Annotated in this window: 17 protein-coding genes and 1 pseudogene; 16 read left to right on the forward strand and 2 right to left on the reverse strand. The window is 67.9% G+C overall.

What is annotated here, in order from left to right; translation table 11 throughout:
- Positions 1–16 precede the first annotated feature (16 nt).
- The 5 genes from ABZ318_RS06505 to asnB all read left to right on the forward strand — a co-directional run bounded on the left by ABZ318_RS06505 (position 17) and on the right by asnB (position 5,613).
- Complete coding sequence (locus ABZ318_RS06505; protein WP_356901378.1) at positions 17–763, forward strand: alpha/beta fold hydrolase; 747 nt, start codon at positions 17–19, stop codon at positions 761–763.
- Between the two features lie 49 nt (positions 764–812).
- On the forward strand, positions 813–1,427 hold the full coding sequence (locus tag ABZ318_RS06510; RefSeq protein ID WP_356901379.1) for an MptD family putative ECF transporter S component: 615 nt from the start codon (positions 813–815) through the stop codon (positions 1,425–1,427).
- Positions 1,424–2,194: an energy-coupling factor transporter transmembrane component T gene (locus ABZ318_RS06515; protein WP_356901380.1), complete on the forward strand. Its 771-nt coding sequence runs from the start codon at positions 1,424–1,426 to the stop codon at positions 2,192–2,194. The genes ABZ318_RS06510 and ABZ318_RS06515 overlap by 4 nt, the downstream gene beginning before the upstream one ends.
- The gene (locus ABZ318_RS06520; RefSeq protein ID WP_356901381.1) at positions 2,191–3,618 is read left to right on the forward strand and encodes an ABC transporter ATP-binding protein; all 1,428 of its coding nucleotides are present in this window, start codon (positions 2,191–2,193) and stop codon (positions 3,616–3,618) included. Before ABZ318_RS06515 ends, ABZ318_RS06520 begins: the two co-directional genes overlap by 4 nt.
- 150 nt (positions 3,619–3,768) lie before the next feature.
- The gene (gene asnB, locus ABZ318_RS06525; RefSeq protein ID WP_356901382.1) at positions 3,769–5,613 is read left to right on the forward strand and encodes an asparagine synthase (glutamine-hydrolyzing); all 1,845 of its coding nucleotides are present in this window, start codon (positions 3,769–3,771) and stop codon (positions 5,611–5,613) included.
- A 160-nt stretch (positions 5,614–5,773) separates the two neighbouring features.
- Here the strand turns inward: asnB and ABZ318_RS06530 are convergent, their stop codons facing one another.
- Positions 5,774–6,478, reverse strand: coding sequence for a TetR/AcrR family transcriptional regulator (locus ABZ318_RS06530; RefSeq protein ID WP_356901383.1), 705 nt, complete (start codon positions 6,476–6,478; stop codon positions 5,774–5,776).
- 682 nt (positions 6,479–7,160) lie between these two features.
- On the opposite strand from ABZ318_RS06530, the gene ABZ318_RS06535 reads away from it, so the two are divergent.
- Positions 7,161–7,769: a helix-turn-helix transcriptional regulator gene (locus ABZ318_RS06535; RefSeq protein ID WP_356901384.1), complete on the forward strand. Its 609-nt coding sequence runs from the start codon at positions 7,161–7,163 to the stop codon at positions 7,767–7,769.
- 26 nt (positions 7,770–7,795) lie between these two features.
- On the opposite strand, the gene ABZ318_RS06540 is transcribed toward ABZ318_RS06535, so the two are convergent.
- Positions 7,796–8,632, reverse strand: coding sequence for a UbiA family prenyltransferase (locus ABZ318_RS06540; RefSeq protein WP_356901385.1), 837 nt, complete (start codon positions 8,630–8,632; stop codon positions 7,796–7,798).
- A gap of 593 nt (positions 8,633–9,225) precedes the next feature.
- Between ABZ318_RS06540 and ABZ318_RS06545 the strand changes: the two genes are divergently transcribed.
- The 10 genes and pseudogenes from ABZ318_RS06545 (at position 9,226) to ABZ318_RS06590 (ending at position 22,464) form a co-directional block, all read left to right on the forward strand.
- On the forward strand, positions 9,226–10,062 hold the full coding sequence (locus tag ABZ318_RS06545; RefSeq protein ID WP_356901386.1) for a sugar phosphate isomerase/epimerase: 837 nt from the start codon (positions 9,226–9,228) through the stop codon (positions 10,060–10,062).
- A complete protein-coding gene (locus tag ABZ318_RS06550) occupies positions 10,046–10,714 on the forward strand; it encodes a cupin domain-containing protein (protein ID WP_356901387.1) in 669 nt (222 codons plus the stop codon). The genes ABZ318_RS06545 and ABZ318_RS06550 overlap by 17 nt, the downstream gene beginning before the upstream one ends.
- 4 nt (positions 10,715–10,718) lie before the next feature.
- Positions 10,719–11,885: an FAD-dependent monooxygenase gene (locus ABZ318_RS06555; protein WP_356901388.1), complete on the forward strand. Its 1,167-nt coding sequence runs from the start codon at positions 10,719–10,721 to the stop codon at positions 11,883–11,885.
- Entirely contained in the window at positions 11,864–13,651 is a 1,788-nt protein-coding gene (locus ABZ318_RS06560) for an FAD-dependent monooxygenase (protein ID WP_356901389.1), read from the forward strand. Before ABZ318_RS06555 ends, ABZ318_RS06560 begins: the two co-directional genes overlap by 22 nt.
- 11 nt (positions 13,652–13,662) lie before the next feature.
- On the forward strand, positions 13,663–14,730 hold the full coding sequence (locus tag ABZ318_RS06565) for a methyltransferase (RefSeq protein WP_356901390.1): 1,068 nt from the start codon (positions 13,663–13,665) through the stop codon (positions 14,728–14,730).
- A 30-nt stretch (positions 14,731–14,760) separates the two neighbouring features.
- On the forward strand, positions 14,761–15,975 hold the full coding sequence (locus ABZ318_RS06570; RefSeq protein WP_356901391.1) for an MFS transporter: 1,215 nt from the start codon (positions 14,761–14,763) through the stop codon (positions 15,973–15,975).
- 387 nt (positions 15,976–16,362) lie between these two features.
- A complete protein-coding gene (locus ABZ318_RS06575) occupies positions 16,363–18,093 on the forward strand; it encodes an acetolactate synthase large subunit (RefSeq protein WP_356901392.1) in 1,731 nt (576 codons plus the stop codon).
- Positions 18,090–18,320, forward strand: a pseudogene (gene ilvN, locus ABZ318_RS06580) (acetolactate synthase small subunit); the annotation flags it as partial. The gene ABZ318_RS06575 and the pseudogene ilvN, both read left to right, overlap by 4 nt.
- 338 nt (positions 18,321–18,658) lie before the next feature.
- Entirely contained in the window at positions 18,659–20,971 is a 2,313-nt protein-coding gene (locus tag ABZ318_RS06585; RefSeq protein ID WP_356901393.1) for an AAA family ATPase, read from the forward strand.
- A 152-nt stretch (positions 20,972–21,123) separates the two neighbouring features.
- Positions 21,124–22,464 carry a restriction endonuclease gene (locus ABZ318_RS06590; RefSeq protein ID WP_356901394.1) on the forward strand — a complete coding sequence of 447 codons (1,341 nt, stop codon included), beginning with the start codon at positions 21,124–21,126 and terminating at the stop codon, positions 22,462–22,464.
- Positions 22,465–22,515 lie beyond the last annotated feature (51 nt).

Raw genomic sequence — 22,515 nt, forward strand, 5'->3', positions numbered from 1 at the left:
TGCGTTCCGTCGCCTCGTGTCGCGGCCCTACGCCCGGGCCCGGGTGGTGCTGTTCCCGCACGGCGGCGGCAGCGCCAGCTACTACCGGTCGTGGGCCGCGGCGGTCCCCTGGGACATCGAGTTCCTCGCCTGCCAGTATCCGGGCCGTGAGGACCGGTACTCCGAACCGTCGCCGGCGGACATCCAGAGTCTGGCCGCCGCGCTTGCGGACGGTCCGCCGGTCGACGGGCCGCAGCTTCCGACCATTCTGTTCGGGCACAGCATGGGGGCCGTCGTCGCCTACGAGGTGGCCCGCCGGATCTCCGCGGACGGCGACCCGCCGCAGGGACTGGTCGTCTCGGGGCACCCGGCCCCGGCCCTGACCCGGCCGGGCCGGGTGCATCTCGGCAGCGACGAGGAGCTGGTCGAGGAGTTGCGCCGTACCGAGGCGACGCACCTCGACCTCCTCGACAACCCCTCGTTCATCCAGGCGTTCCTGCCTGTCATCAGGTCCGACTACCGGTTGAGCGAAACCTATCGGCCCCTGCCCGGCCCACGGCTGAACGTTCCGGTCACGGTGCTGTACGGCGACCGGGACCCGGAGATCCTTCCGCGGGAGGCCGAGGCGTGGAGCGAGGTCACCGAAGGCCCGTGCGAGGTGCGCGTCTTCGAGGGCGGTCACTTCTACCTGGAGGAGCACCGCGACCCGGTCGTCGAACTCCTCACGGCGCATGCACGCGCGGCGTCCGACGAATCGGCGGTCCCATGGCTCTCCGCCCCGTGACCGCCCCGAGCGAAAACCACTCACAAAGCCGAGACGAAGGCAGAACACCGTGACAACCGAAGCCGCCGGTCAGCGCTTGGACTTCCGGATGAACCCACGGGATCTCATCAACATCGGAATCTTCGGTGCGCTCTACATCGTTACTGTGGGGATATTCAACCTGCTCGAATTCATCAGCCCGATCGCGACGCTGGTGACGAGCGCCGTCAGCATCGTCGCGGCGGGCGTGCCGTTCATGCTCTTCCTCACCCGGGTGCGGCATGCCGGCATGGTCACCGTGTTCGCCGTCATCGTGAACGGCTTCATGCTGCTCATCGGCAGCCCGCCGATCGGCATGGTCATCGGAGTGGTGGCGGCTCTGGTTGCCGAGGCGCTGCTGTATGCCGGCCGGTACCGCTCGCGGAAGATGAGCGTGCTCGCCTACGCCGTGTTCAGCACCTGGTTCGCGGGGCTGTTCGCGCCGATGCTGTACGCCCGCGACGAATTCCTGTCCAGCCCGTACATGGACTCCATGGGGGCGGAGTACGTCGAGAAGCTCGACGCACTCCTCTCGCCGGCCGTGCTGATCGCGTTCGACGTGTCCACGCTGGTGTTCGGCGTGATCGGCGGAGCGCTCGGAGTCCGGCTGCTGGACAAGCACTTCCGGAAAGCCGGCCTGGTGTGACCGGTACCCGTTCGCAGCCGGCCCCGGCCGCGGTGGACGAGCCCGTCGCCACCGCACCCGAGGGCACGGTCGGGGGGTGGGTGCTCGACCCGCGCACCGCGGTGGTGATCCTGCTGGCCGCGAGCATCACCATCATGGCGCCCGGCGGACTGTGGTTCGTTCCGGCATCGCTGGTCGCCGGTGTGCTGCTGGCGATCACGGAGCGGGCCTGGCGGCGCGTGTTCGGACTCCCGGCGGCCGCCGCGGCGGCCGCCGGGGTGGCCTTTCTGCTGCCGCTGGCCGCTCCGTGGCCGGTGCTCGGCCTCGTCGGGGTGATGGGCGAGTTCACGCTGCGGCTGGTGGTCGTGGGCGGCATCGCCGCACACCTGATCCGGACGATCCCGCCGACCCGGTACACCGCCGCACTGCGGGCGGCGCGGGTGCCCTCGGCGTTCACCGTGTCCGGCGCGGTGATGCTGCGGTTCGCGCCCACCATCGTGAGCGAGGCACGGGCGGTGCGGGACGCCATGCGGCTGCGCGGGCTCGGCGGCTGGACGGCGATGCTGCGACACCCCCTGCGCGCCATCGAGTACTTCACGGTCCCGCTGATGGCGTCGAGTCTCCGGGCGGCGGAGGACCTCTCGGCGTCGGCGCTGCTCCGCGGGCTGGGGTCGCAGCCGAGGCCGACGTCGATGCATCCGCCGCGACTCGGCCCGGCGGACGCGGTGGCCGGATGCGTGGTGGTGCTGCTGGCGGTGGCGACGGTGCTGTGGAGGTCCGGGCGGTGATCCAGCTCAAGGACGTCCGATGGGCGTATCAAGGACATGACAAGACCGTGCTCGACGGGCTGGACCTGCACGTCCGGCGCGGCGAGACCGTGGTGCTGTGCGGGCCGAGCGGCTCGGGCAAGAGCTCGGCGCTGCGGCTCATGAACGGCCTCATCCCCCATTTCCACGAGGGGACCCTGGAGGGGGAGGTCCGCGTCGCCGGGGAACCGATCCACGACCTGGCACAGGTCGGGCGGGTGACCGGGACGGTGCTGCAGCACCCCCGCCGCCAGTTCTTCACCGACGCCGTCGACACCGAACTGGCCTTCGCGCTGGAGAACTTCGGCACACCGCCGCAGCACATCCGCCACCGGGTCGGCGAGGTCATCGCCGACTTCGGGCTGAACACCCTCGTGGGTTCGCTGCGGCAGATGTCGGGCGGCCAGCAGCAGCGGGTGGCGTGCGCGGCGGCCATCACGCACGGGCCGCCGCTGCTGCTGTTCGACGAGCCCACCTCCAACCTGTCCCCGCAGGGCATCGCGGATCTCACCGCGGCCCTGCGTCACCTCCAGGGGCTGGGCGCGACCCTTGTCATCGCCGAACACCGCCTGCACTATCTGCGCGAACTCGCCGACCGGATCGTGGTGCTCCACGAGGGCCGGGTCGCCAGGGAATGGACCAGGGCCGAATTCGCGGGACTGACCGACGAGATGTTGCGCGAGGAGGGACTGCGCAGCCTCGACCCGCCCGAAAGGGACGGAGTGGCGCCGACCTTCGCGTACGGACCCAGCATCGGCACCGGAGAGACCCGGCCCCGTCCCGGGTCGGCGGCCGACGCCGGCGGTGTCCTGCTGCGCGGCATCCGCTGCGGATTCCGCGGCAGACCCGTACTCGACATCGCGGAGGCGCATCTGCCCGCCGGTGTCATCACCGCAGTCACCGGGCCCAACGGCGCGGGCAAGACCACCCTGGCCCGGATCCTCGCCGGCCTGCAACGCCACACCGGTCAGGTGCTCCTGGACGGTCTCCCGCTGTCCCGCGCGCGGCGGCAGCGCGAGACCGCGCTCGTGATGCAGGACGTGCAGCGGCAGCTGTTCACCGACAGCGTCACCGCCGAACTGAGCCTCGGTGCGCTCCCGGAGCACGCGGGACACGCCGCCGCCGTGCTCGCCGGTCTCGACCTGAAGGGCTTCGGCGACCGGCACCCGCTGTCGCTGTCCGGAGGCCAGCAGCAGCGCCTGGTCGTGGCCACGGCCCGGCTGAGCGGCCGCCGCGTCGTCATCTTCGACGAGCCCAGCTCCGGTGTCGACCGCCGCCACCTGCAGTCGATGACCCAGGTCATGCGCGACGTCGCCGAGTCGGGCGCCGTGGTCCTCCTCATCAGCCATGACGCCGACCTCCTCACCCTCGCCGCGGACCAGGAGCTGTGCCTGGTCGCCCTGTGAAGAATTCACAGGGGCAGGGGTGAAGTGAACATTGTGACGCCGAGCCCGCGGTCGGTAGCCTGCCGATATTGGTGTGGGTTGAATTTCTTTCACATGATGTCGGCCTGTTTTCCGGGAACAGCGCGGAAAGCATGGAAATGGGGATGCCGGATGTGCGGAATAGCGGGCTGGGTTTCGTTCGACACCGATCTGACGCGCCAGGGTGACGTGCTCGACGCCATGACCGAGACGATGGCGTGCCGCGGCCCGGACGGCCGCGGCACGTACCTGGGCACGCATGTGGGGCTCGGGCACCGGCGTCTCGCCATCATCGACCTGCCCGGTGGCACGCAGCCGATGAGCGTGAGCACGCCGGCCGGGGATGTCGTCCTGGTGTACTCCGGGGAGGCCTACAACTTCCAGGAGCTGCGCGGCCGCCTCGAGTCGCTGGGGCACAGCTTCCGGACGGACAGCGACACCGAGGTGGTGCTCCACAGCTACCTGGAGTGGGGCGAGAGCGTCGTCGACCACCTCGACGGCATGTACGCGTTCGCGATCTGGGACGAGCGCGACCAGAAGCTGCTCCTCGTACGCGACCGCATGGGCATCAAGCCCCTCTTCTACCACCCCACTCCGGACGGTGTGCTGTTCGGCTCGGAACCGAAGGCGATCCTGGCGAACCCGCGGGTGCGCAAGGCGGTCGACACGGACGGCCTGCGGGAGCTGTTCGCGCAGACCAAGACCCCGGGCTGGGCGCTGTGGAAGGGCATGCACGAGGTGCTGCCGGGCACGCTGATCAGCGTGGACCGACGCGGCCTGCGGGAGCGGACCTACTGGCGCCTGCAGCCGGCCGAGCACACGGACAGCCTCGACGACACCGTGGCACGGGTACGGGAGATGCTCACCGGGATCGTCGACCGGCAGCTGATCTCGGACGTACCGCAGTGCGTCCTGCTCTCGGGCGGGCTGGACTCCAGCGCGATCACCGGCCTCGCGGCCGAGCGGCTGGCCCTGCGGGGCGAGCAGGTGCGCACCTTCTCGGTGGATTTCGCCGGCCAGGAGGAGAACTTCGTCCCCGACGAGATGCGCGAGACCCCCGATTCGCCGTTCGTGCGCGATGTCGCGGCGCACGTGGGGTCCGCGCACCACGACGTGGTGCTGAACCCCGCCGACCTCTCGGACCCCGAGGTGCGGCGCGCGGCCGTCGGCGCCCGGGACATCCCGAACGGCTTCGGTGATCTGGACAATTCGCTGTACCTGCTGTTCAAGGCGATCAGGGAACGGTCGACGGTGGCGCTGTCGGGCGAGTCGGCCGACGAGGTGTTCGGCGGGTATCCCTGGTTCCACGTCGAAGCGCTGACCCGTGCCGACACCTTCCCGTGGATGGCGGTCATCCCCCCGCTGAGCCTCGCGGCGCGCACCGACCACATCGAGCCCGGGCTGCGCAAGCGGCTCGACGTGGGGGCCTACACCGCCGACCAGTACGCGACGGCGCTCGCCGAGGTCGAGCACCTCGACGGCGCGTCCGAGCTGGAGCGCCGCATGCGCTCGATGTTCCACCTCCACCTGACGCGTTTCGTGCGCAACATGCTGGACCGCAAGGACCGGCTGTCCATGGCGGTCGGGCTCGAGGTACGGGTGCCGTTCTGCAACCACGAACTCGTCGAGTACGTCTACAACACGCCGTGGTCGATGAAGACGTTCGACGGCCGGGAGAAGAGCCTGCTGCGCCACGCCGCGGCCCACGTGATGCCCCGCTCGGTGGTGGAGCGGGTCAAGAGCCCGTACCCGTCGCCGCAGAACCCCGAGTACGCGGCGAACCTGCAGCAGCAGGTGAAGGAGCTCGTCGCGACCCCGGATTCACAGGTGTTCGCGCTGGTCGACCGGGCCTGGGCGCAGCAGGTCGTGGCGCAGGATCCGGCGGGCATGCCGGTGGGCGTACGCGCCGGACTGGAGCGCGTGCTCGACCTGAGCACCTGGCTGGAGCTGCACTCGCCCGAACTGCAGCTGGACTGACGACGCCGCACCGACGTGTCGCCGTACGCGGCTCCGGGCCGCGCCGGCGGTCCGGGCCGCGGCCCTCGACGGCACGCGGAGCACGCCGAGACCCCCGGTGTGGTGGAGCGTTCGGGCTCCACCGCACGCGGGGGTCTTCGTGTCCCTCCGCCGCGTCCCGTCAAGGTGCCTGAGACGGGGGCGTCGCCGCTGTGGCCTGCGCGAGCAGCCCGTCGACGAAGGCCTGGAGCCCCTGGCGGTAGTCGTCCTGCGGGACCAGGCCCGGCCATTGACCGCTGAGGGCGGCCAGGCGGGGCGTCTGGGACACGTCGAGGATGTCGGCCAGGGGGTCGTGGTTGGCGGGTTGTCCGTCGTCCGTCGGCCGACGGCCGTGGTGCGCCTGGACGAGGATCTCGCCGACCGTGTAGTACCAGAGGCTGCGGACGACGTAGAGGGCCTGTTCGGGTGAGCACCCGTAGTCGATGGCTCCGACCACGATCGTTTCGATCAGCCACAGGGGCTTTTCGCCGAGGCGGACGAGGAACCCGTCGGCCGTCAGGACCTTCGCGGCCCAGGGCCAGGCGGCGAGGGAGCCGTGGATCGCGGTGATGGCCGCGATGATCCGGTCCCGTGGCTCGTCGGGCAGGTCGGGGTGCGGGATCTGGTCCGCGTACTCCTGCATCAGGAGGAACAGCAGGTCCTCCTTGTCCTGCACGTGGTGGTACAGGGTGGTCGCCCCGATGCCGACCTCGGCGGCCAGCCGACGGATGGTCAGCTTCTCCCAGCCGTCCCGATCGATGAGCCGGCGGGCCGCGGTCAGGATCTGCGTACGGGAGGTTACGGGCGGTCGGCCGACGCGGCCGTGTGGTGCGTTGATTCGGGACACCGTCCCATCATGCCCTTCTGTTCAGGCTGCTCAGGACCTGCCGAAACCGGTTGGCTCCGACTTCTGTACTCAAAAGCGGGCTGTTCCGGTGATAATTTCAGAACGCGTTCGCAAAATCTACTGCACGCGAAGGACGACCTCGCGACACCGACGGGACCGACGGGAGGGTCGAACCCGTGCCCGGCGCACTTCCCGCCGACGGCCGCTTTGCGATCCCCGCTACGCCGGGTACTCCGTCCATGCCGGCGGTGCGGGCAGTGCCGCAGAGAGGACTCCACCGACTGGTGGAGTTCTGCTTCGACCTTGAGCAGTTGACGTGACGTCACATGACTGACCGGCACATGTGCAGGTCAGGGAGGGTCCGACTCCGCGGGGTCGGGAGCTTGGTCTTTCCCGTGCCGGGATGCAGTGCACGGTTCGGTGTCAGGAGGGCCGGATTCCGTGGGCGCCACGGGACGTCCGGGGCGACGAGGCTTCGCATGGGGGTGTTCGGTATTGTGTTCGGATCGAACATCGTCACACTGAGCTATCGCCTCGAACCGTGTATCCGGCTCGTTCGAGAGGGCTGTAGCAGGGAGGGCCTTTGCGTTACCCAGCTGCGGCGCAGTTTCTGCGTAACGCGATACCAGACGTCATCCATGCCTATCAGATGGCGTTGAGGGCGGTCCGCAGTCCCTTGGCCATGCGCAAGGAGGCGTGGCCGAAGTGCCGCGACCAGGCGCAGGCGATCGTGGAGGACTGCGTCGCGCGACTGACCGGGGACGGTCCGCTCGAGTCGGCCGACGCCTGGCGGTACTCGCATCTCGTGGGCACCGACCGTGCCCACCAGGGAATCGCGGTCGCCGAGTCGGTGCGCGCGGTGGAGATCCTGTGGAACGCCATGCAGCCGACCATCAACTCCGCCGTGCAGTACGAGGCACCCGCGCGACGGGCCCCCGCGCTGTTGCTGATCAGTACCGCGTTCCGCTCCAGCGCCGGAAGCCGGCTCTACGCGGGCGCCGTCGGCTATGGCGGGGCCACCGCCCGGCCCTCCGACACCCTGCCGAACGATGACGACACCGCAGCGGGCGTCTCCGAGGCGGCGTCGATGCACGCCGGGGTGGGCGTGGCGTTGTCCCGGCGCGAGAAGGAGGTGCTCGAGGGGGTGGCGAAGGCGATGACCAACAGCCAGATAGCCCGCCAGCTCGGCATCACCACGGCGACCGTGAAGCGCCATCTCAACAACATCTACGGCAAGTTGGGCGCCGTCTCCCGCATCGACGCCGTCAACAAGGCCTTCGGGCGCTACTGACACGCGGACCGCTGCACGGGCGACGGTCACGCAGGCCCGTGCAGCAGGAGCGCCAGCAGCATGGTGACGTTCGCCGCGAACTGGGTGCGCATGAACACGCGGTACGCACTGCGGCGGGTCTTCCTGTCCCCGTCGGCGGCCCTGGCCGTACGGACGATCTGCGCCACCATGCAGACGGCTCCGATCGCCAGGGGGACCGCTCCGGCCAGCGTCAGCGGAGCCCAGACCAGTGCCGCCAGCACCCCGCCCGCTCCGACGAGGAGAGCACCCGCCACCGCGACCGCGCGGGCCCGGGCGGCACCGTGGCGCACGGCCACGGTACGGCGCCCGCCGACGGCGTCCCCCTCGACGTCACCGAGGTCCTTGACGACCGCCCCCACCAGGGCCATCCAGGCGCTCATCACCGTGGCGAAGACCAGTCCGGAAGGGCCCGGTTCGCCTCCCACGGCAACGGCACCCGACGCGAACGAGGTCCAGCCGAGTCCGAACACCACCACCGCGCAGGTGCTGCTCCAGCGTTTCGCGGGAAACGGCGGCGCCGAATAGAGCCAGCCCAGCAGCAGGAACAGCGCCACCCACGGGGTGAGCCCGGGGACGTACAGCGACAGCAGAAGGGACCCCGCGGCCACGACCGCGGTGAGCAACGCGGCCGTCCGCTCCGGCAGGTCGCCCCGGGCGATCGGACGGGCGGACCCGTTGGCGCGGTCCTCCTTGACGTCCAGCACACCGTTGACGAGGTAGGCGGCCACCACGGCCAGCCACCAGACGAGGACCCCGGCGGCCAGGTGCGGTCCGTCCGCCAGATCCCGGGAGGCGAAGGCGGCGCCCACCGTGAACCGCGTGAGGAACACGATCTGAACCACAGGCCGTGCCTCGACCAGGCCCAGGCGCGCGTAGCGGAGGCCGCGGCAAAGCGGAACACGAGGCCGCGATTCAGGGAGGAGAACTCTGCCGGAGGTCACTGTCACGGCGTTCAGCCTACGAGGAACGTGTCGTCCCAGGCCGTGACTGCATCCAAGGGTGTACTCAGGACCGCGCCCGCGCCCGCGCCCACGCCCACGCCCGCGCCCGCGCCCACGCCCGCGTCCTCGTCCTGATCGCGGTCGCGGGCCCGGTGCATCCTTGGGTGCAGTTCCGCCTGCCCGCCGCTCCTGGTTGACATCGTATGGGTCGACCGAGGAAGCAGGAGAGAGTCATAAGCGGCCGGCATCAAAAATGCGCGGCGTGTGACTGCCGATCTGCCAAAGGCCGCCTGAAACCGCCCGCCGGAACACCGCCGGTGGATTCAGGCCGGTTTGGACTGCTCGACCCAGGCAGCGTGAACACGTTCACCGCATCCCCGCCGACTGGGTGATCCCGGTTTCGATGCAGCTGCCTGCCGACTGCGAAAGCAGCTGTCGATCTGCACTGCGACGTGCCGTTCCATTATCGGGAGGTAAGCGAAGTGGATTACCATATGGGTACGGTCACCCTGGGTGGCTCGCTGCCAGATAAATTGGAAGCAATCGCTGCCGCCGGCTTCTCTGGTATCGAATTGATGGAATGGGACCTTCAGGCATCCTCGGTGCCCGTCGCCCGAGCCATGGCGGAAGACCTCGGCCTGGAAATCATCAACTATCAGCCGCTCAGGGATTTCGAAGGCGGCCCCAGGGACCAGCTGGTGCCCAAGCTGGACCAAATCGAGCGGGTCTTCGACTGCATGGAGCAGTTGAGGACGAGCACGCTGATCCTGTGCAGCAACGTCAGCGACGTTTCGGATCTCGACGACGACGCGGTCGCCGATGACCTGGCGCTCCTGGGAGAGAGGGCTGCAGCCAGAGGGTTCTCGATCGGTTACGAAGCGCTGTCCTGGGGGCTACGGGTCAATACGTTCCGCCAGGCGTGGAGGATGATCGAGCGTTCCGGCGCCGGAAACATAGGTCTGGTGCTGGACAGCTTTCACACCCTGGCCCTGAACGACCATTTCGGGGACCTGTCCGACGTGCCGCCCGATCGCATCGCGCTGATCCAGGTGTCGGATGCTCCCCGCATGGATCTGGATGTGAAGTCCTGGAGCCGGCACCACCGCTGCTTGCCGGGTGAGGGAGATTTCGATGTGACCGCGTTCCTGGCGCCTGTACTGGCCAACGGTTATGACGGCCCGATCTCGCTTGAGGTGTTCAACGACCACTACAAGGCGCGGCCCCCTGCGCCACTGGCGCGACAAGGCATGACCGCCTTGCGCGAAGTCACGTCGGCGGCGATGTTGCCGGCTCCCCGAGAAGGAAGGCAGTTCCATGAGCACCGAATATGAAATATTCGACTTCCCGGAGATCGAGCCCGGCCCGGAGAAGCCGTTGGTACTCGGCCCGGCGGGCGAGGTCTTCAACTTCGTGCAGACCGGCGAAAGCAACGGCGGCAAGTTCCTGTTCTCCAAGCTGACCGTACCGCCGCACGTCGGCCCGCCGCCGCACATCCATCACCGTACCGACGAGTGGTTCTACGCGCCGAACGGCGGGTTCAGCATCTTCATGGGGCCCAACGAATTTCCTGACCTGGACATCACGCCGGGTGATGGTGCCGAGAAGGAAACGGTCGCCATGCTGCCGATGCGCCCGAAAGAACTGCTCTACGTCCCACGCAACTACACGCATGGTTTCGTCAACACGACAAACACCAACCAGGAGATGTGGTTGGTCTGGTCGCCGGACACGCCGGAGAGCTCCATCCTCCCGTATTTCATGAACGCGGGCAAGGTCGTGACCAGCAAGCAGGACATCACGGAGCCGGATTTTCTGTCCCGCATTCGTCTTGTTTCCATGGCTCGCGACTACGGCATCAATCAGAGCGCGGACTTCTGGGACTTCGTCAAGGACGTCGTGGAAGACAGGCCCGAGTGGTTGCCGAGCGACAGCCGCGCGAGGCTGCTGAGCCTGTTCCACGATGAAATCGAGGCGCAGGCGTAGTCCCATGGGCATCGACAAGAAGACCTCAATCGCCATCGTCGGCGGTGGACTGGGCGGAGCCGCGACGGCCGCGTTGCTGCAGCAGGCCGGCTATTCCGTGGCGGTGTTCGAGCAGGCACGCGAGTTCGAGCCCGCCGGCGCCGGGATCCATCTGTCGCCCAACGTGATGCGCATCCTGGGCCATGTGGGGATCGACGACGCGCTCGTCAGGTCTGGACACCTGCCCGAATCGTTTACCAGCCGGAACCTGACATCGAATTCCGTCAGGTGCGCGTTGTCGCTCGGTGACCACGCGAAGGAGAGGTACGGAGCTCCCTATCTCACCGTCGGTCGCGGCGTTCTCCATCGAGAGCTGATCGACGCCCTGCGGCCGGGCAGCGTGCAGTACGGCAAGCGACTGGTTTCGCTCGACGACCGCGGCACGGAGGTGCGGATGCACTTCGCCGACGGAAGCACCGCCGAAGCCTCCTGCGTCATCGGTGCCGACGGTCTGGGGTCTCGGGTCCGTGAAGCGATGCACGGCGCCGAACGCCCCAGCTTTTCCGGCCAGATCGCGTACCGGGCGACAGTGCCCGCGCACACCCGAGTCCCCGTCGACAGGCGGTGCATCACCAAGTGGTGGGCCGACGAGAGCTTTGTCATCGGCTACCCGACCGACTCCCGGAGCGACGACTACTACTTCGTCGCCGGCGCGGCGGCTGACACGTGGCCGCATCCGCAGTCCTGGGTCGACGGCGACAAGGACGAGATGCTGGACGCTTTCACCGGCTCTTGCGACGAAGTCCTCAGCCTGCTCGGCGCGGCTCGGTCCCTGACCAAGTGGCCGCTCTTCGAGCGCCCGCCGTTGCAGCAATGGGGACGAGGGCGCATCGCGCTCCTCGGCGACGCCTGTCACCCCATGAGGCCGCACATGGCGCAAGGGGCGGCCATGGCCGTCGAGGACGGCGTGCTGCTGCTGCGTTGCCTGGAGGTCGAGGACGAGATCGAGGCCGCGTTCTGGCGTTACGCCGAGAGCCGCAAGCAACGTACCGCCCGGATCCAGGCCGTGTCCGCCGAGAACTCGTGGCTCAAGGATGCCGAAGACCCGGCCTGGGTCTTCGGCTATGACGCGATGAACGTTGATCTACATGAATCCAGGAGACATTCCACGTGTACGACACTGACGTCCTGATCGTCGGGAGCGGTCCGGCGGGGTCATCCGCAGGATTGATGCTGAGCACGTACGGCATCGACAACCTCGTGATCACGAAACACCGCTGGCTTGCCGACACTCCGCGTGCGCACTACAAGAACCAACGCACCATGGAGGTCTTCCGAGACCTGGACGTGGCGGACGAGATCATCGCCAAGGCCTCACCCAAAGAAGTCATGGGCAATGTCGTCTTCTGCACCAGTCTGGTAGGCGAGGAACTGGGGCGACTGCCCTATGGCGCCAACAGGGCACAACGGCAGAGCGATTACGCGCTGGCCAGCCCGGCCGAACACTGCGACCTGCCGCAGACCCTGCTGGAGCCCATCCTGTTGTCCAATGCCGCTGCGCGCGGCAGTCATGTCCGGTTCGACACGCAATTCCTGCGGCTCGACCAGGACGAGGACGGTGTCACCGCGCAGGTCCTGGACAGGTTGAAGCGCGAGCGTTACGAGATCCGGGCCAAGTACCTGATCGGGGCGGACGGCGGCAACAGTCTCGTAGCGGAGCAGATCGGCCTGCCCATGGAAGGCCACATGGGGCTCGCCGGCAGTATCAGCATCATTCTGCAAGCGGATCTCTCCCACCTCGTGGCACACCGTCCCGGCTATCTCTGGTGGATCATGCAGCCGGGCGCCAACGTCGGGGGCATCGGCATGGGCCTCCTCCGCATGGTCAGGCCGTGGAACGAGTGGCAGATCGTGTGGGGCTACGACATGAGCGCAGGCGAGCCCGACGTCTCCGAGATCGACGCGGTCGGCATCGCCCGTCAACTGATCGGCGACGATTCGGTGGACATCACCATCCGCTCGGTCTCGACGTGGACGGTGAACCAGAAGTACGCCACCGAGTACTCCCGAGGACGGGTGTTCTGTATGGGCGATGCGGTGCATCGTCATCCACCGTCGAACGGCCTGGGCTCGAACACGTCGATCCAGGACGCCTACAACCTGGCGTGGAAAATGGCGATGGTCTTGAAGGGGCAGGCGGCGGACCGACTCCTGAATACTTATGACCAAGAACGCGCGCCGATAGGCAAGCAGATAGTCGAACGCGCGAACAAGAGCATCGAGCAGTTCGGAGGCATCTTTTCCGCACTCGGGTTGGACGCGAACCTGGATGCGGAGCAGATGCGTGCCAACATGTCCGTCCTGAAGGAGGCTTCCGCGGCGGGCGCCGAAAAGCGGAAGATGTTGCGCGAGGCCATCGAGCTCAAATCGTATGAGTTCGCAACGCAAGGCGTCGAACTCAATCAGCGTTACGCGTCACATGCCGTCTGCCCGGACGGCACCGAGCAGCCCGCGTGGCAGCGCGACCCCGAGCTGTACTACCAGGCCTCCAGCCGGCCCGGCGCCCGCCTGCCGCATGCGTGGCTCGACCGGCAGGGGACGCAGGTCTCGAGCCTGGACGTGGTGGGCAAGGGAAAGTTCACCCTGCTGACGGGGCTGAACGGGCAGCTCTGGCTGCAGGCCGCCAAGCGTCTTTCGGACGAGCTGGACATCGAGATCGCTGCGCATGTCATCGGCCCCGGACACGCCCTGCAGGATCTCTACGGCGATTGGGCGAACGTTACGGGACTGCCGGAGGACGGCTGTCTGCTGGTGCGTCCGGATGCGTTCATCGCCTGGCGCAAGGCGGACTCTTCCGCGGCCGTGGACTCGCTGCGCGCAGCCTTGCGCGAGATTCTCGGGCGAGGCTCGGACGACCGGGCCCCGGCGGCCCGTCCAGACATGGCGATGAACAAGTAGAAGAGGTGCGTATGACCATCCAGACGTCTTTTCAGGCGGGGCCCGTCACGCACGAAGGTCCTGAGATCCGGGCATCTGCTGCCGGCGGCATCCGCAGGATGCAGGAGCTGATTCGCGGGATGGCGGTCACCCAGATGATCGCTGCGGCCTGCGAAGTCGGACTTCCCGACGCGGTGGACGACGACGGAACCTCGCTGACCTCTCTGTCCGGACGCCTGAAGGTCCACGCAGGCGTCCTGACACGGCTCGCCCGAGCACTGTCGGCCTATGGCATATTCGATGTCGATGCGGACGGTGGAATTCGCCACAACGAAGCCTCGCGCCTGCTGAGGACCACCACGGCCGGCCCCTCGCTCCACTGGGCCGCGCGATTCTGGGGCATGCCGGGCATCTGGCGGTCCTGGGGAGCGCTGAGTCACTGCGCCGGTACCGGCGAGGAAGCGTTCTCGCACGTCAACGGCCAGGACTTCTTTTCCTACATGAACGGAAGCCCTGAAGAGGAAGCGCTCTATCAGCGCTATATGGCGAGCGGATACCCGGGGCGCTACGCGGCGATCGCCGACGTACTCACGGTGGCTCCCGGCGAACGAGTGATCGACGTCGGCGGGGGGACCGGAAGCCTGGCGCGGACGATTCTCGAACGAAATCCGGACGCGCAGGCCGTCGTGTACGACCAGGCCAGCGTGATTTCGGCCCTGCCCGGAGCGCCGGGGGACGACCGGCTGAGCACGCGCGCGGGTAGTTTCTTCGACGAGGTACCCATGGGAGGAGACCTCTACATCCTGTCGTGGATTCTTCACGACTGGCCGGACGAGAAGGCGGAGTCCATTCTTCGCAACTGCCGCAGGGCGATGAGCGCCGGCGCCCGACTCGTTGTCGTGGATCGCGTCCTGCAGGAGTCTCCGAAGGATTGCGATCCGCTTGACCTGGTGCTGGACCTGCAGATGCTGGTCTTGCACGGAGGGCGTGAGCGCACACTGGACGACTTCACGCGACTCCTGGGTGCGGCGGGCTTTTCCGCTCCTCAGATCCTGTCCGCGCGTCCGGAATTCTCGGTCATCCAAGCATGTGCCGTGTGAACGTCGATTCCCTATCCTGTCGAGAGAGCAATGACCACTGAGAGTGCAACAAGCCGGGCGGCGCAGCTCGGCATGTCACGCGGCCTGACCTTCCTGATGGCTCTGGCCTGCGGCGCGGTCGCGGCCAACATCTACTACGCGCAGCCCTTGGTGGCGTTGATCGGCCCCGATGTGGGCTTGAGCGCGAACGCCTCCAGTCTTGTGGTGACCCTGACCCAGATCGGCTACGGCGTCGGCCTCGTCGTACTGGTTCCGCTGGGTGACATCTTTGAGAACCGTCGTCTCATCATGGTCACCTTGGCTGCGTGCACGGCGGCGCTGCTGAGCGCGTCGGTCGCATCGAACGCCGGTCTGTTCCTTGCCACTTCACTGGTCATCGGCCTGAGTTCGGTCGTGGTGCAGATGCTGGTGCCCTTCGCGGCTCATCTCGCCCCGGAGGAAAGCCGTGGGCAGGTCGTCGGCAACGTCATGAGCGGCTTGCTGATGGGAATCCTGCTTGCGCGTCCTGTGGCCAGCATGACGACGGATCTGCTCGGCTGGCGTGCGATATTCGCCATCTCCGCCGGCCTGATGCTGGTGCTTGCCGTCACCCTGCGTTCGGTCCTTCCGGAAAGGAAGCCGAGCACCTCCGTCTCCTACCTGGCGTTGTTGGGGTCGATGGGACAATTGCTCGTCCGCACGCCGATCCTGCGGCGACGGGCGTTCTACCACGCCATGTTGTTCGGGGCGTTCAGTCTGTTCTGGACCGCCGTGCCGCTGATCCTGGCGAGCCCGGCGTGCGGTCTGAGCCAAGGCGGAATCGCCCTGTTCTCCCTGGCGGCGGTGCTCGGGGCCTTTGTCGCGCCGGTTGCGGGCCGTATCGCCGACCGCGGTCTGACGAAACCCGCGACGGGCCTCGCGATCCTGACTGTCGTGGCCTGCTTTCTTCTGGTGTTTGCCAGTGGCGGACACGTCGTCGCGGCCCTGTTCGTCGCGGCGCTCCTGCTTGACGTGGGGATTTCGTGCAACCTGGTGCTGGGGCAGCGTGCGATCTTCTCGCTGGGGGCGGAGATACGCAGTCGACTGAACGGCCTCTACATGGCGATCTTCTTCATCGGAGGCGCGGTCGGGTCTGCCGTGGCCAGTTCGGTGTACGCGTCGTACGGGTGGGCGGGTATCGCCTGGTGCGGTATCGCCTTCCCGTTGCTGGCGGGCCTCTACTACCTGACGGAGCTGATGCCACGGCGTCCCGCGCCGGCTGGGTGATCCGGAGGCTTCCGCCACACCGTCACCGCGGCCGGCGAACCCCGCCGACGGTGACCCAGATCCCGGGGGACTGGCATCCCCACACAGCGGGAAGATAGGCTGAAGCCTCGCATTCCCGTGGTTTACCGCGAGGAATTGCTTGAGCCGTCACGAACGGATTCGCTCTGCTCCGACGTGAGTTCTGGTCCCTCGGAGCCGCCGAGCGCGTAGTCGTCACCCGACACCGCTCTTTGCGCGCCATCTTGTAGTACTTCCGGACTTACCGTCCGACTGCTGAATTCTGCGCGCTGCCCTTCGAATCAGTCTTGCGAACGGGCGTCCTCCTCTCACCCGACTCGGGTCAGCGGGCACGCCCAGCATTCGAGCCAAGCCAACAGGAACGAGCAGATGACCGAACAGATGACAGGTGCTCAAGCTCTGATCAGGGCTTTGGAGCACGTCGGAGTCGACACCGTGTTCGGATATCCGGGCGGCTGTATCCTCCCCGCCTACGATCCGCTCCACGACTCGACCAAGCTCCGTCACGTGCTGGTTCGGCACGAGCAGGGCGCCGGACACGCCGCGGAAGGGTACGCCCAGGCCACCGGCAAGGTCGGTGTCTGCATGGCCACCTCCGGCCCGGGCGCCACCAATCTGGTGACTCCGATCGCCGACGCGTACATGGACTCCGTCCCGATGGTCGCCATCACCGGTCAGGTGCCGGGCAGCATGATCGGCACGGACGCCTTCCAGGAAGCCGACATCTGCGGCATCACCCTTCCGATCACCAAGCACAACTTCCTGGTGACCGACGCCGACGACATCGCGCGCACCATCGCGGAAGCCTTCCACATCGCCTCCAGCGGCCGTCCCGGTCCGGTACTGGTCGACATCACCAAGGACGCGTTGCAGGCCGACACCGCATTCCACTGGGAGCCGACGACGCACCTGCCGGGCTACCGGCCGGTCACCCGGCCGCACGCCAAGCAGATCCAGGAAGCGGCCAAGCTGATCTCCGAGGCCGAGTGCCCGGTGCTGTACGTCGGCGGCGGCGTGCACAAGGCCGGTGCCTCGGCGGAACTGCTCCGCCTGGCGGAGCTGACCGGCATTCCGGTCGTCACCACGCTGATGGCCAGGGGCACCTTCCCCGACAGCCACCCGCTCCACATGGGGATGCCCGGCATGCACGGCAGCGTCTCGGCGGTGGGCGCCCTGCAGAAGGCGGACCTGCTCATCGCCCTGGGCGTGCGCTTCGACGACCGGGTCACCGGGCAGCTGTCGTCGTTCGCACCGCGGGCCAAGGTCATCCACGCGGACATCGACCCGGCGGAGATCTCCAAGAACCGGACGGCGGACGTACCGATCGTGGGGGACTGCAAGGAGGTCATCGACGCCCTCGTCCACGCGATCGACCACCCCGGTGACTACGCCGAGTGGCGTGCGCTGCTGGACAGGCTGAAGGAGACCTACCCGCTGGGGTACGAGGACTTCGCGGACGGCTCGCTGGCTCCGCAGTACGTCCTGGAAAGGCTCAGCTCCGTCGTCGGGCCGGACGCCCTCTACGTGGCCGGCGTCGGCCAGCACCAGATGTGGGCGTCCCATTTCATCGGCTTCGAGAAGCCCGGCGCCTTCATCACCTCCGGCGGCCTGGGCACGATGGGGTTCGCCGTGCCCGCCGCGATGGGCGCCAAGATGGGGCGGCCGGACACGGTGGTCTGGGCGATCGACGGAGACGGCTGCTTCCAGATGACCAATCAGGAGCTGGCCACCTGCACGCTCGAAGGTGTGCCGATCAAGGTCGCGGTCATCAACAACGGCAACCTCGGCATGATCCGCCAGTGGCAGTCGCTCTTCTACGACCAGCGGTACTCCAACTCCGATCTGAAGACGGCCCAGCGCGTCCCCGACTTCGTGAAGCTGGCGGAAGCCTACGGCTGCGTCAGTCTGCGGTGCACACGGCCCGAGGACGTGGACGACACGATCGCCAAGGCAATGGAGATCAACGACGTGCCGGTGGTCATCGACTTCGTGGTCCACGAGGACGCCATGGTCTGGCCCATGGTCCCCGCCGGGACCAGCAACGACGACATCAAGATCGCCCGAGACATGACTCCGAGGTGGGAGAGCGACGACTCATGAGCAGACACACATTGTCGGTCCTCGTCGAGGACAAGCCCAGCGCGCTCACCCGGGTCACCGCCCTCTTCAGCCGGCGCGGCTTCAACATCGACTCCCTCGCCGTCGTCCCGGCCGAGGGGGATGGCTTCTCCCATATCACCCTCGTGGTCGACGCGGACGACACACCGCTGGAGCAGGTGACCAGGCAACTCGACAAGCTCATCAACGTGCTGAGCGTCACGGAAGTCGGCCGTGCGCGGCCGGAGTCCGTGTACGAACCGGTGGCGGACTGAGCCACGGCGGGACGTGGCGCCCACCGGAGCAACGCCTCGAGCTCCAGCTCGCCCCCTCCCCGTCGAACAGTCCGGCACGTCGATTTTGCCAAATAAGCAGGTCAGGAGGGGGTCGACTCATTGGAGTCGGCCCCCCGGCTCTTTCCCGTACCGGGACGGCGCTGGAATACCCGGCGTGGCATCAGGCCTTGTCCCCGCCGTCACCCTGCCTGTGGGGTGGTTATGTTGGGGGCGCGGGGGTTGATCGGCTCGGCGACCCCGGCAAGAGGCACACAGGGGGCAAGGGGGACGCCGTGACCAACGTCTCGGAGCTGCACGCACGTGCCGTGCACGCTGCCATGAAGGTGCTGGCGCGGTTGGCGTCGGGGCAGGGGCTGAAGTTCGCTTCGGTGTGGATGCGGGTGCTGGAGGAGGACCCAGGCCTGAAGAAGGACTGGGAGACGGCGTTCCCCGACCTTGCCACCACCGCCCGGACGCAGTTGCGGTACGAGAGCATCAACCTCGTCAAGGCAGGCTGGCTGCGCAAGGCGGAACGCACCTGGAAGCTGACCGCGTCCGGGCGCCAGGCGTTCATCGACTACGAGGACGACCGGGACGAACTCCTCAGGCAAGCCCATCAGCGCTACGCGTACTGGAGTGCCGAGCGGGCGTCCTTCACCTTGGCGGCCGAGGTTCTGGAGACCCTGCCCGACGACAACCGCTGGGTGCCGATCGCCGACCTGGCGGCAGCGGTCGGCCTGGAGGAGGAGCCGCTGCGGGCCTGGATCCAGAGCAGCCGCCCCCAAGGCTGGTACCTCGCCCTGGGCCCTGACGGCGAGGTGCCCGAACAGCTGCGGCTGACCGACGACGAGCGCGACGAGTGGCGCTCGCAGCTGGAGGAGAACCGGGTCTGCGACGTTGCGGCCTCCGGTGGGCAAACAGTGCGGGCACGCCTGGACCGGAAGGTGGCCGAGGGCGAGCTCCGCGAAAAGGTGGCCAAAGAGAGCACCGAGACCCCGCAGGCTGTGCCACCCCGCCGTGCCTGGCTTATTCGTGGCGCAGATCCGAAGGGGACGCCCCTCATCCGCTCCCTGTGGCAGCACAAGGGCGTTTGCACCCTCTCGGCGGACCGCCTCCCCACGCTCGGGCCCGGGGCGGGGCCGGAGGAGGTCGGCGAAATCGTCGAGACGTACTACTCCGACCTCAGCCAGGCCCGCCGAACCGATACCGCGACCGCCTTCCACGCCTTCCTTTCCCTGATGCGCGAGGACGACATCGTCATCACGACTGACGGTGAGCGGATCTATCTCGGCGAGGTCAGGGGGGAGGCGGCACAGATCGTCACCGGTGACGGAACCGTCCTGCAACGGCCCGTGGAGTGGACCAACCTCGACAGCCCGCTGACGCTGGACGACCTCCCCGAGCCGCTGGCCGGCCCGCTGGGCAATCCGAATGCCGGCCTGCTCGAACTGTCCGAGTTCACAGCCGACCTGGAAGTCCTCCTCGACGAGGACCCCGGGCGGACCCCGAGCGGCTCGGTGGCAGCCGCCGAGCTGCCGGACGCCACCAAGGAGCTGGCCGACGAGCTGACCATGCGGGACCCGGAGTGGCTCCAGGACTGCGTGGAACTCCTGCGTGACCGGCCCCAGTTGATCCTCCACGGCCCGCCGGGAACCGGGAAGACCTACACTGCGCTCGCCCTGGCCCGCCACCTCACAGGCGGACGATCGGCCAACGTCCGGCTGGTGCAGTTCCATCCCGCCTACTCATACGAGGACTTCTTCGAAGGGTTTCGCCCGCGTGCCGTTCGCCTTGTCGCGGAGGACACCAGGGGAGCGAAGGGGGCAGGGGGAGAGCACGGCCGTGCCCAGGGCGGATCGTCCGACAAGGGGTTGTCGGACGCGGGCTCGGGCATCGTGTTCGACTTGGTGCCCGGACCGCTCAAGACACTCGCCGAGGACGCCGAGAAGAGCCCGGGCGAGACATTCGTCCTGGTCATCGACGAGATCAACCGGGGCCACCTCGCCAAGATCTTCGGGGAGCTGTACTTCCTGCTCGAATACCGCAAGGAGTTCGTGCACCTGCTGTACGGCTCGGACAAGGGCCGCCGCTTCCAGCTGCCGCGCAACCTGGTCATCATCGGCACGATGAACACCACCGACCGCTCCATCGCCCTCATGGACGCGGCCATGCGCCGGCGTTTCTCCTTCATGGAACTGCATCCGGCCAAGGAGCCGGCGAAGTTCTTCCTGGCCGACTGGCTTGCCCGGAAGCAGCTCCCGGGCGACGCCGCGGTCCTGCTCGACGCGCTCAACGACCGCATCGCACGGGCTCGGTTGGACGACCGGGACTTCCGGATCGGCCCCTCCTCCTTCATGCGGACCGCTGTACACACCCATCCCAAGGGACTGGCCCGTGTCTGGCGGCACCAGATTCTCCCGTTGCTCGCGGAACTCCACTGGGGCGACGACGTGGACGTGGAGGCGGAATACGGGTTGGACGCACTCAGGGAGGAGACCGGTCTTTTTGCGGTGGGGGCGGCCCTCGATGAATCCGTGACCACGGACGGTGCATCGCCCACCGCCCCCCTGAACAGACCTCCGGCGGCCCCGGGAGCCACCGAGTGACCACTGCGGGGGACGACGCGAGGACTGCCCGGACGACAGCGACGGGCAGGACGGTTTTGCCATCGTCTCGGACTCCGGAGGGCCCTGGCACTCCGGTCGTCCCCGACCCGCGCGATCCCCTGGACGGAACACGTCGCGTCGGTCGGACGACGGTGCCCGGGACACCTCCGCCCCCGCACGCCTGGACCGCGGCCGGGGGTACCGCAGCGCGCAGGCGAACCCTCTTCCCCACCGACATCACAGAAGGCGGTGGCTGGAAACCCCACTTCCTGACCGACGCCCAGGTCGACACCCTCAGCACCGAGGACGCCCGGAAGCTCGTCGAGATCCGCCCCGCCAGGGGCCGGCGGGACGGAATCCGTTGGGAGGTCAAGGCCAAGCGGACCGTCGGCGCTGTCAGACTCGGCCAGGGCGACGGCGTCGTCATGCTGCGCATCGCCCCCAAGGTCTCCGTCGACCGGCTGCTGTACCTGCTGGCCCATGCCCAGGACAAACGGCTGCGCCGGCAGCCCGCTCCCGTCGACGCCGCTGTCAGGCACGAACTGTTCCCCGCTGTCGCGCACCTCTTCACCCGAGCCGCCGAGCGGGCCTTGCGCCCCGGCCCGCTGGCCGGTTACCGCAGCAGTGAGGACACCGCGATGATGCTGCGCGGGAGGCTCCGGGCCGCAGCCCAACTCCGCCGCCGCCCGGGACTGGCCCTGCCCCTGGAGATCACGTACGACGAGCACACCCCGGACATCCCGGAGAACCAGCTTCTGCTCGGCGCGGTCCGCCGATTGGCGCGCCTGTCGGACGTTCCACAAGACGTGAGGGCCAGACTCCGCCGACTGGACGCCCTTCTGGAACAGGAGGGTGTGACAGCGCCCCCGCCCGGTGCCCCTGTCGCCGCCTGGACGCCGAACCGGCTGAACGCCCGATACCTCCCCGCGCTGCGATTCGCCGAGATCGTGCTGCGGGGTGCCTCGTTCGAATACGCGGACGGGCGGCGCCAGGTAAGTGTGGACGGCATGTTGTTCAACATGGAGAAGGTCTTCGAGGACTTCCTCGCGAACGCGCTCGGCGCCGCCCTGGAACGGCACACCGGCGGACGCAGCCAGCCCCAGCCGCGTACCCATCACCTCGACGACCGCAACGAGCACGTGCTGCTGCCCGATCTGGTGCACCGCCTCCCGGCGACCGGCGGCGGCTTCCACCCGGCCATCGTCGTCGACGCAAAATATCAGGAGGGGGTCAAGCGGGAGAACTTGTACCAGATGCTGGCGTACTGCACCTGCTTCGGATTGCCCGAGGGGCACCTCGTGTCCGCAGCCGGAGACACGGACGGCACGCGCATACGCATCCCGGTCCCAGGAGGCGCCGTCACCATCCACCGTCATGTCCTGGACCTCTCCCTCCCGTACCCCGCGCTCGCAGCCAGGGTCGACGAGTTGGCCCAGACCATCGCCACGGCCCGGACTGCGGTTCCGCGCCCGCGGATGAGGCCGATGACATGACAGACGTGCTCACGCGTACACGGCGAAGGCGCGGTTCGCTCCGCCTGCCAT

This window comes from Streptomyces sp. NPDC006197 (assembly GCF_040613865.1).
In the GTDB taxonomy this organism is placed as follows: Bacteria; Actinomycetota; Actinomycetes; order Streptomycetales; family Streptomycetaceae; genus Streptomyces.

Bases quoted from the DNA above. Each gene is read 5' to 3' on its own strand.
- asnB (WP_356901382.1), top strand. From the start codon at position 3,769: ATGTGCGGAATAGCGGGCTGGGTTTCGTTCGACACCGATCTGACGCGC.
- ABZ318_RS06535 (WP_356901384.1), top strand. From the start codon at position 7,161: ATGCGCAAGGAGGCGTGGCCGAAGTGCCGCGACCAGGCGCAGGCGATC.
- ABZ318_RS06545 (WP_356901386.1), top strand. From the start codon at position 9,226: ATGGGTACGGTCACCCTGGGTGGCTCGCTGCCAGATAAATTGGAAGCA.
- ABZ318_RS06550 (WP_356901387.1), top strand. From the start codon at position 10,046: ATGAGCACCGAATATGAAATATTCGACTTCCCGGAGATCGAGCCCGGC.
- ABZ318_RS06555 (WP_356901388.1), top strand. From the start codon at position 10,719: ATGGGCATCGACAAGAAGACCTCAATCGCCATCGTCGGCGGTGGACTG.
- ABZ318_RS06565 (WP_356901390.1), top strand. From the start codon at position 13,663: ATGACCATCCAGACGTCTTTTCAGGCGGGGCCCGTCACGCACGAAGGT.
- ABZ318_RS06570 (WP_356901391.1), top strand. From the start codon at position 14,761: ATGACCACTGAGAGTGCAACAAGCCGGGCGGCGCAGCTCGGCATGTCA.
- ABZ318_RS06575 (WP_356901392.1), top strand. From the start codon at position 16,363: ATGACCGAACAGATGACAGGTGCTCAAGCTCTGATCAGGGCTTTGGAG.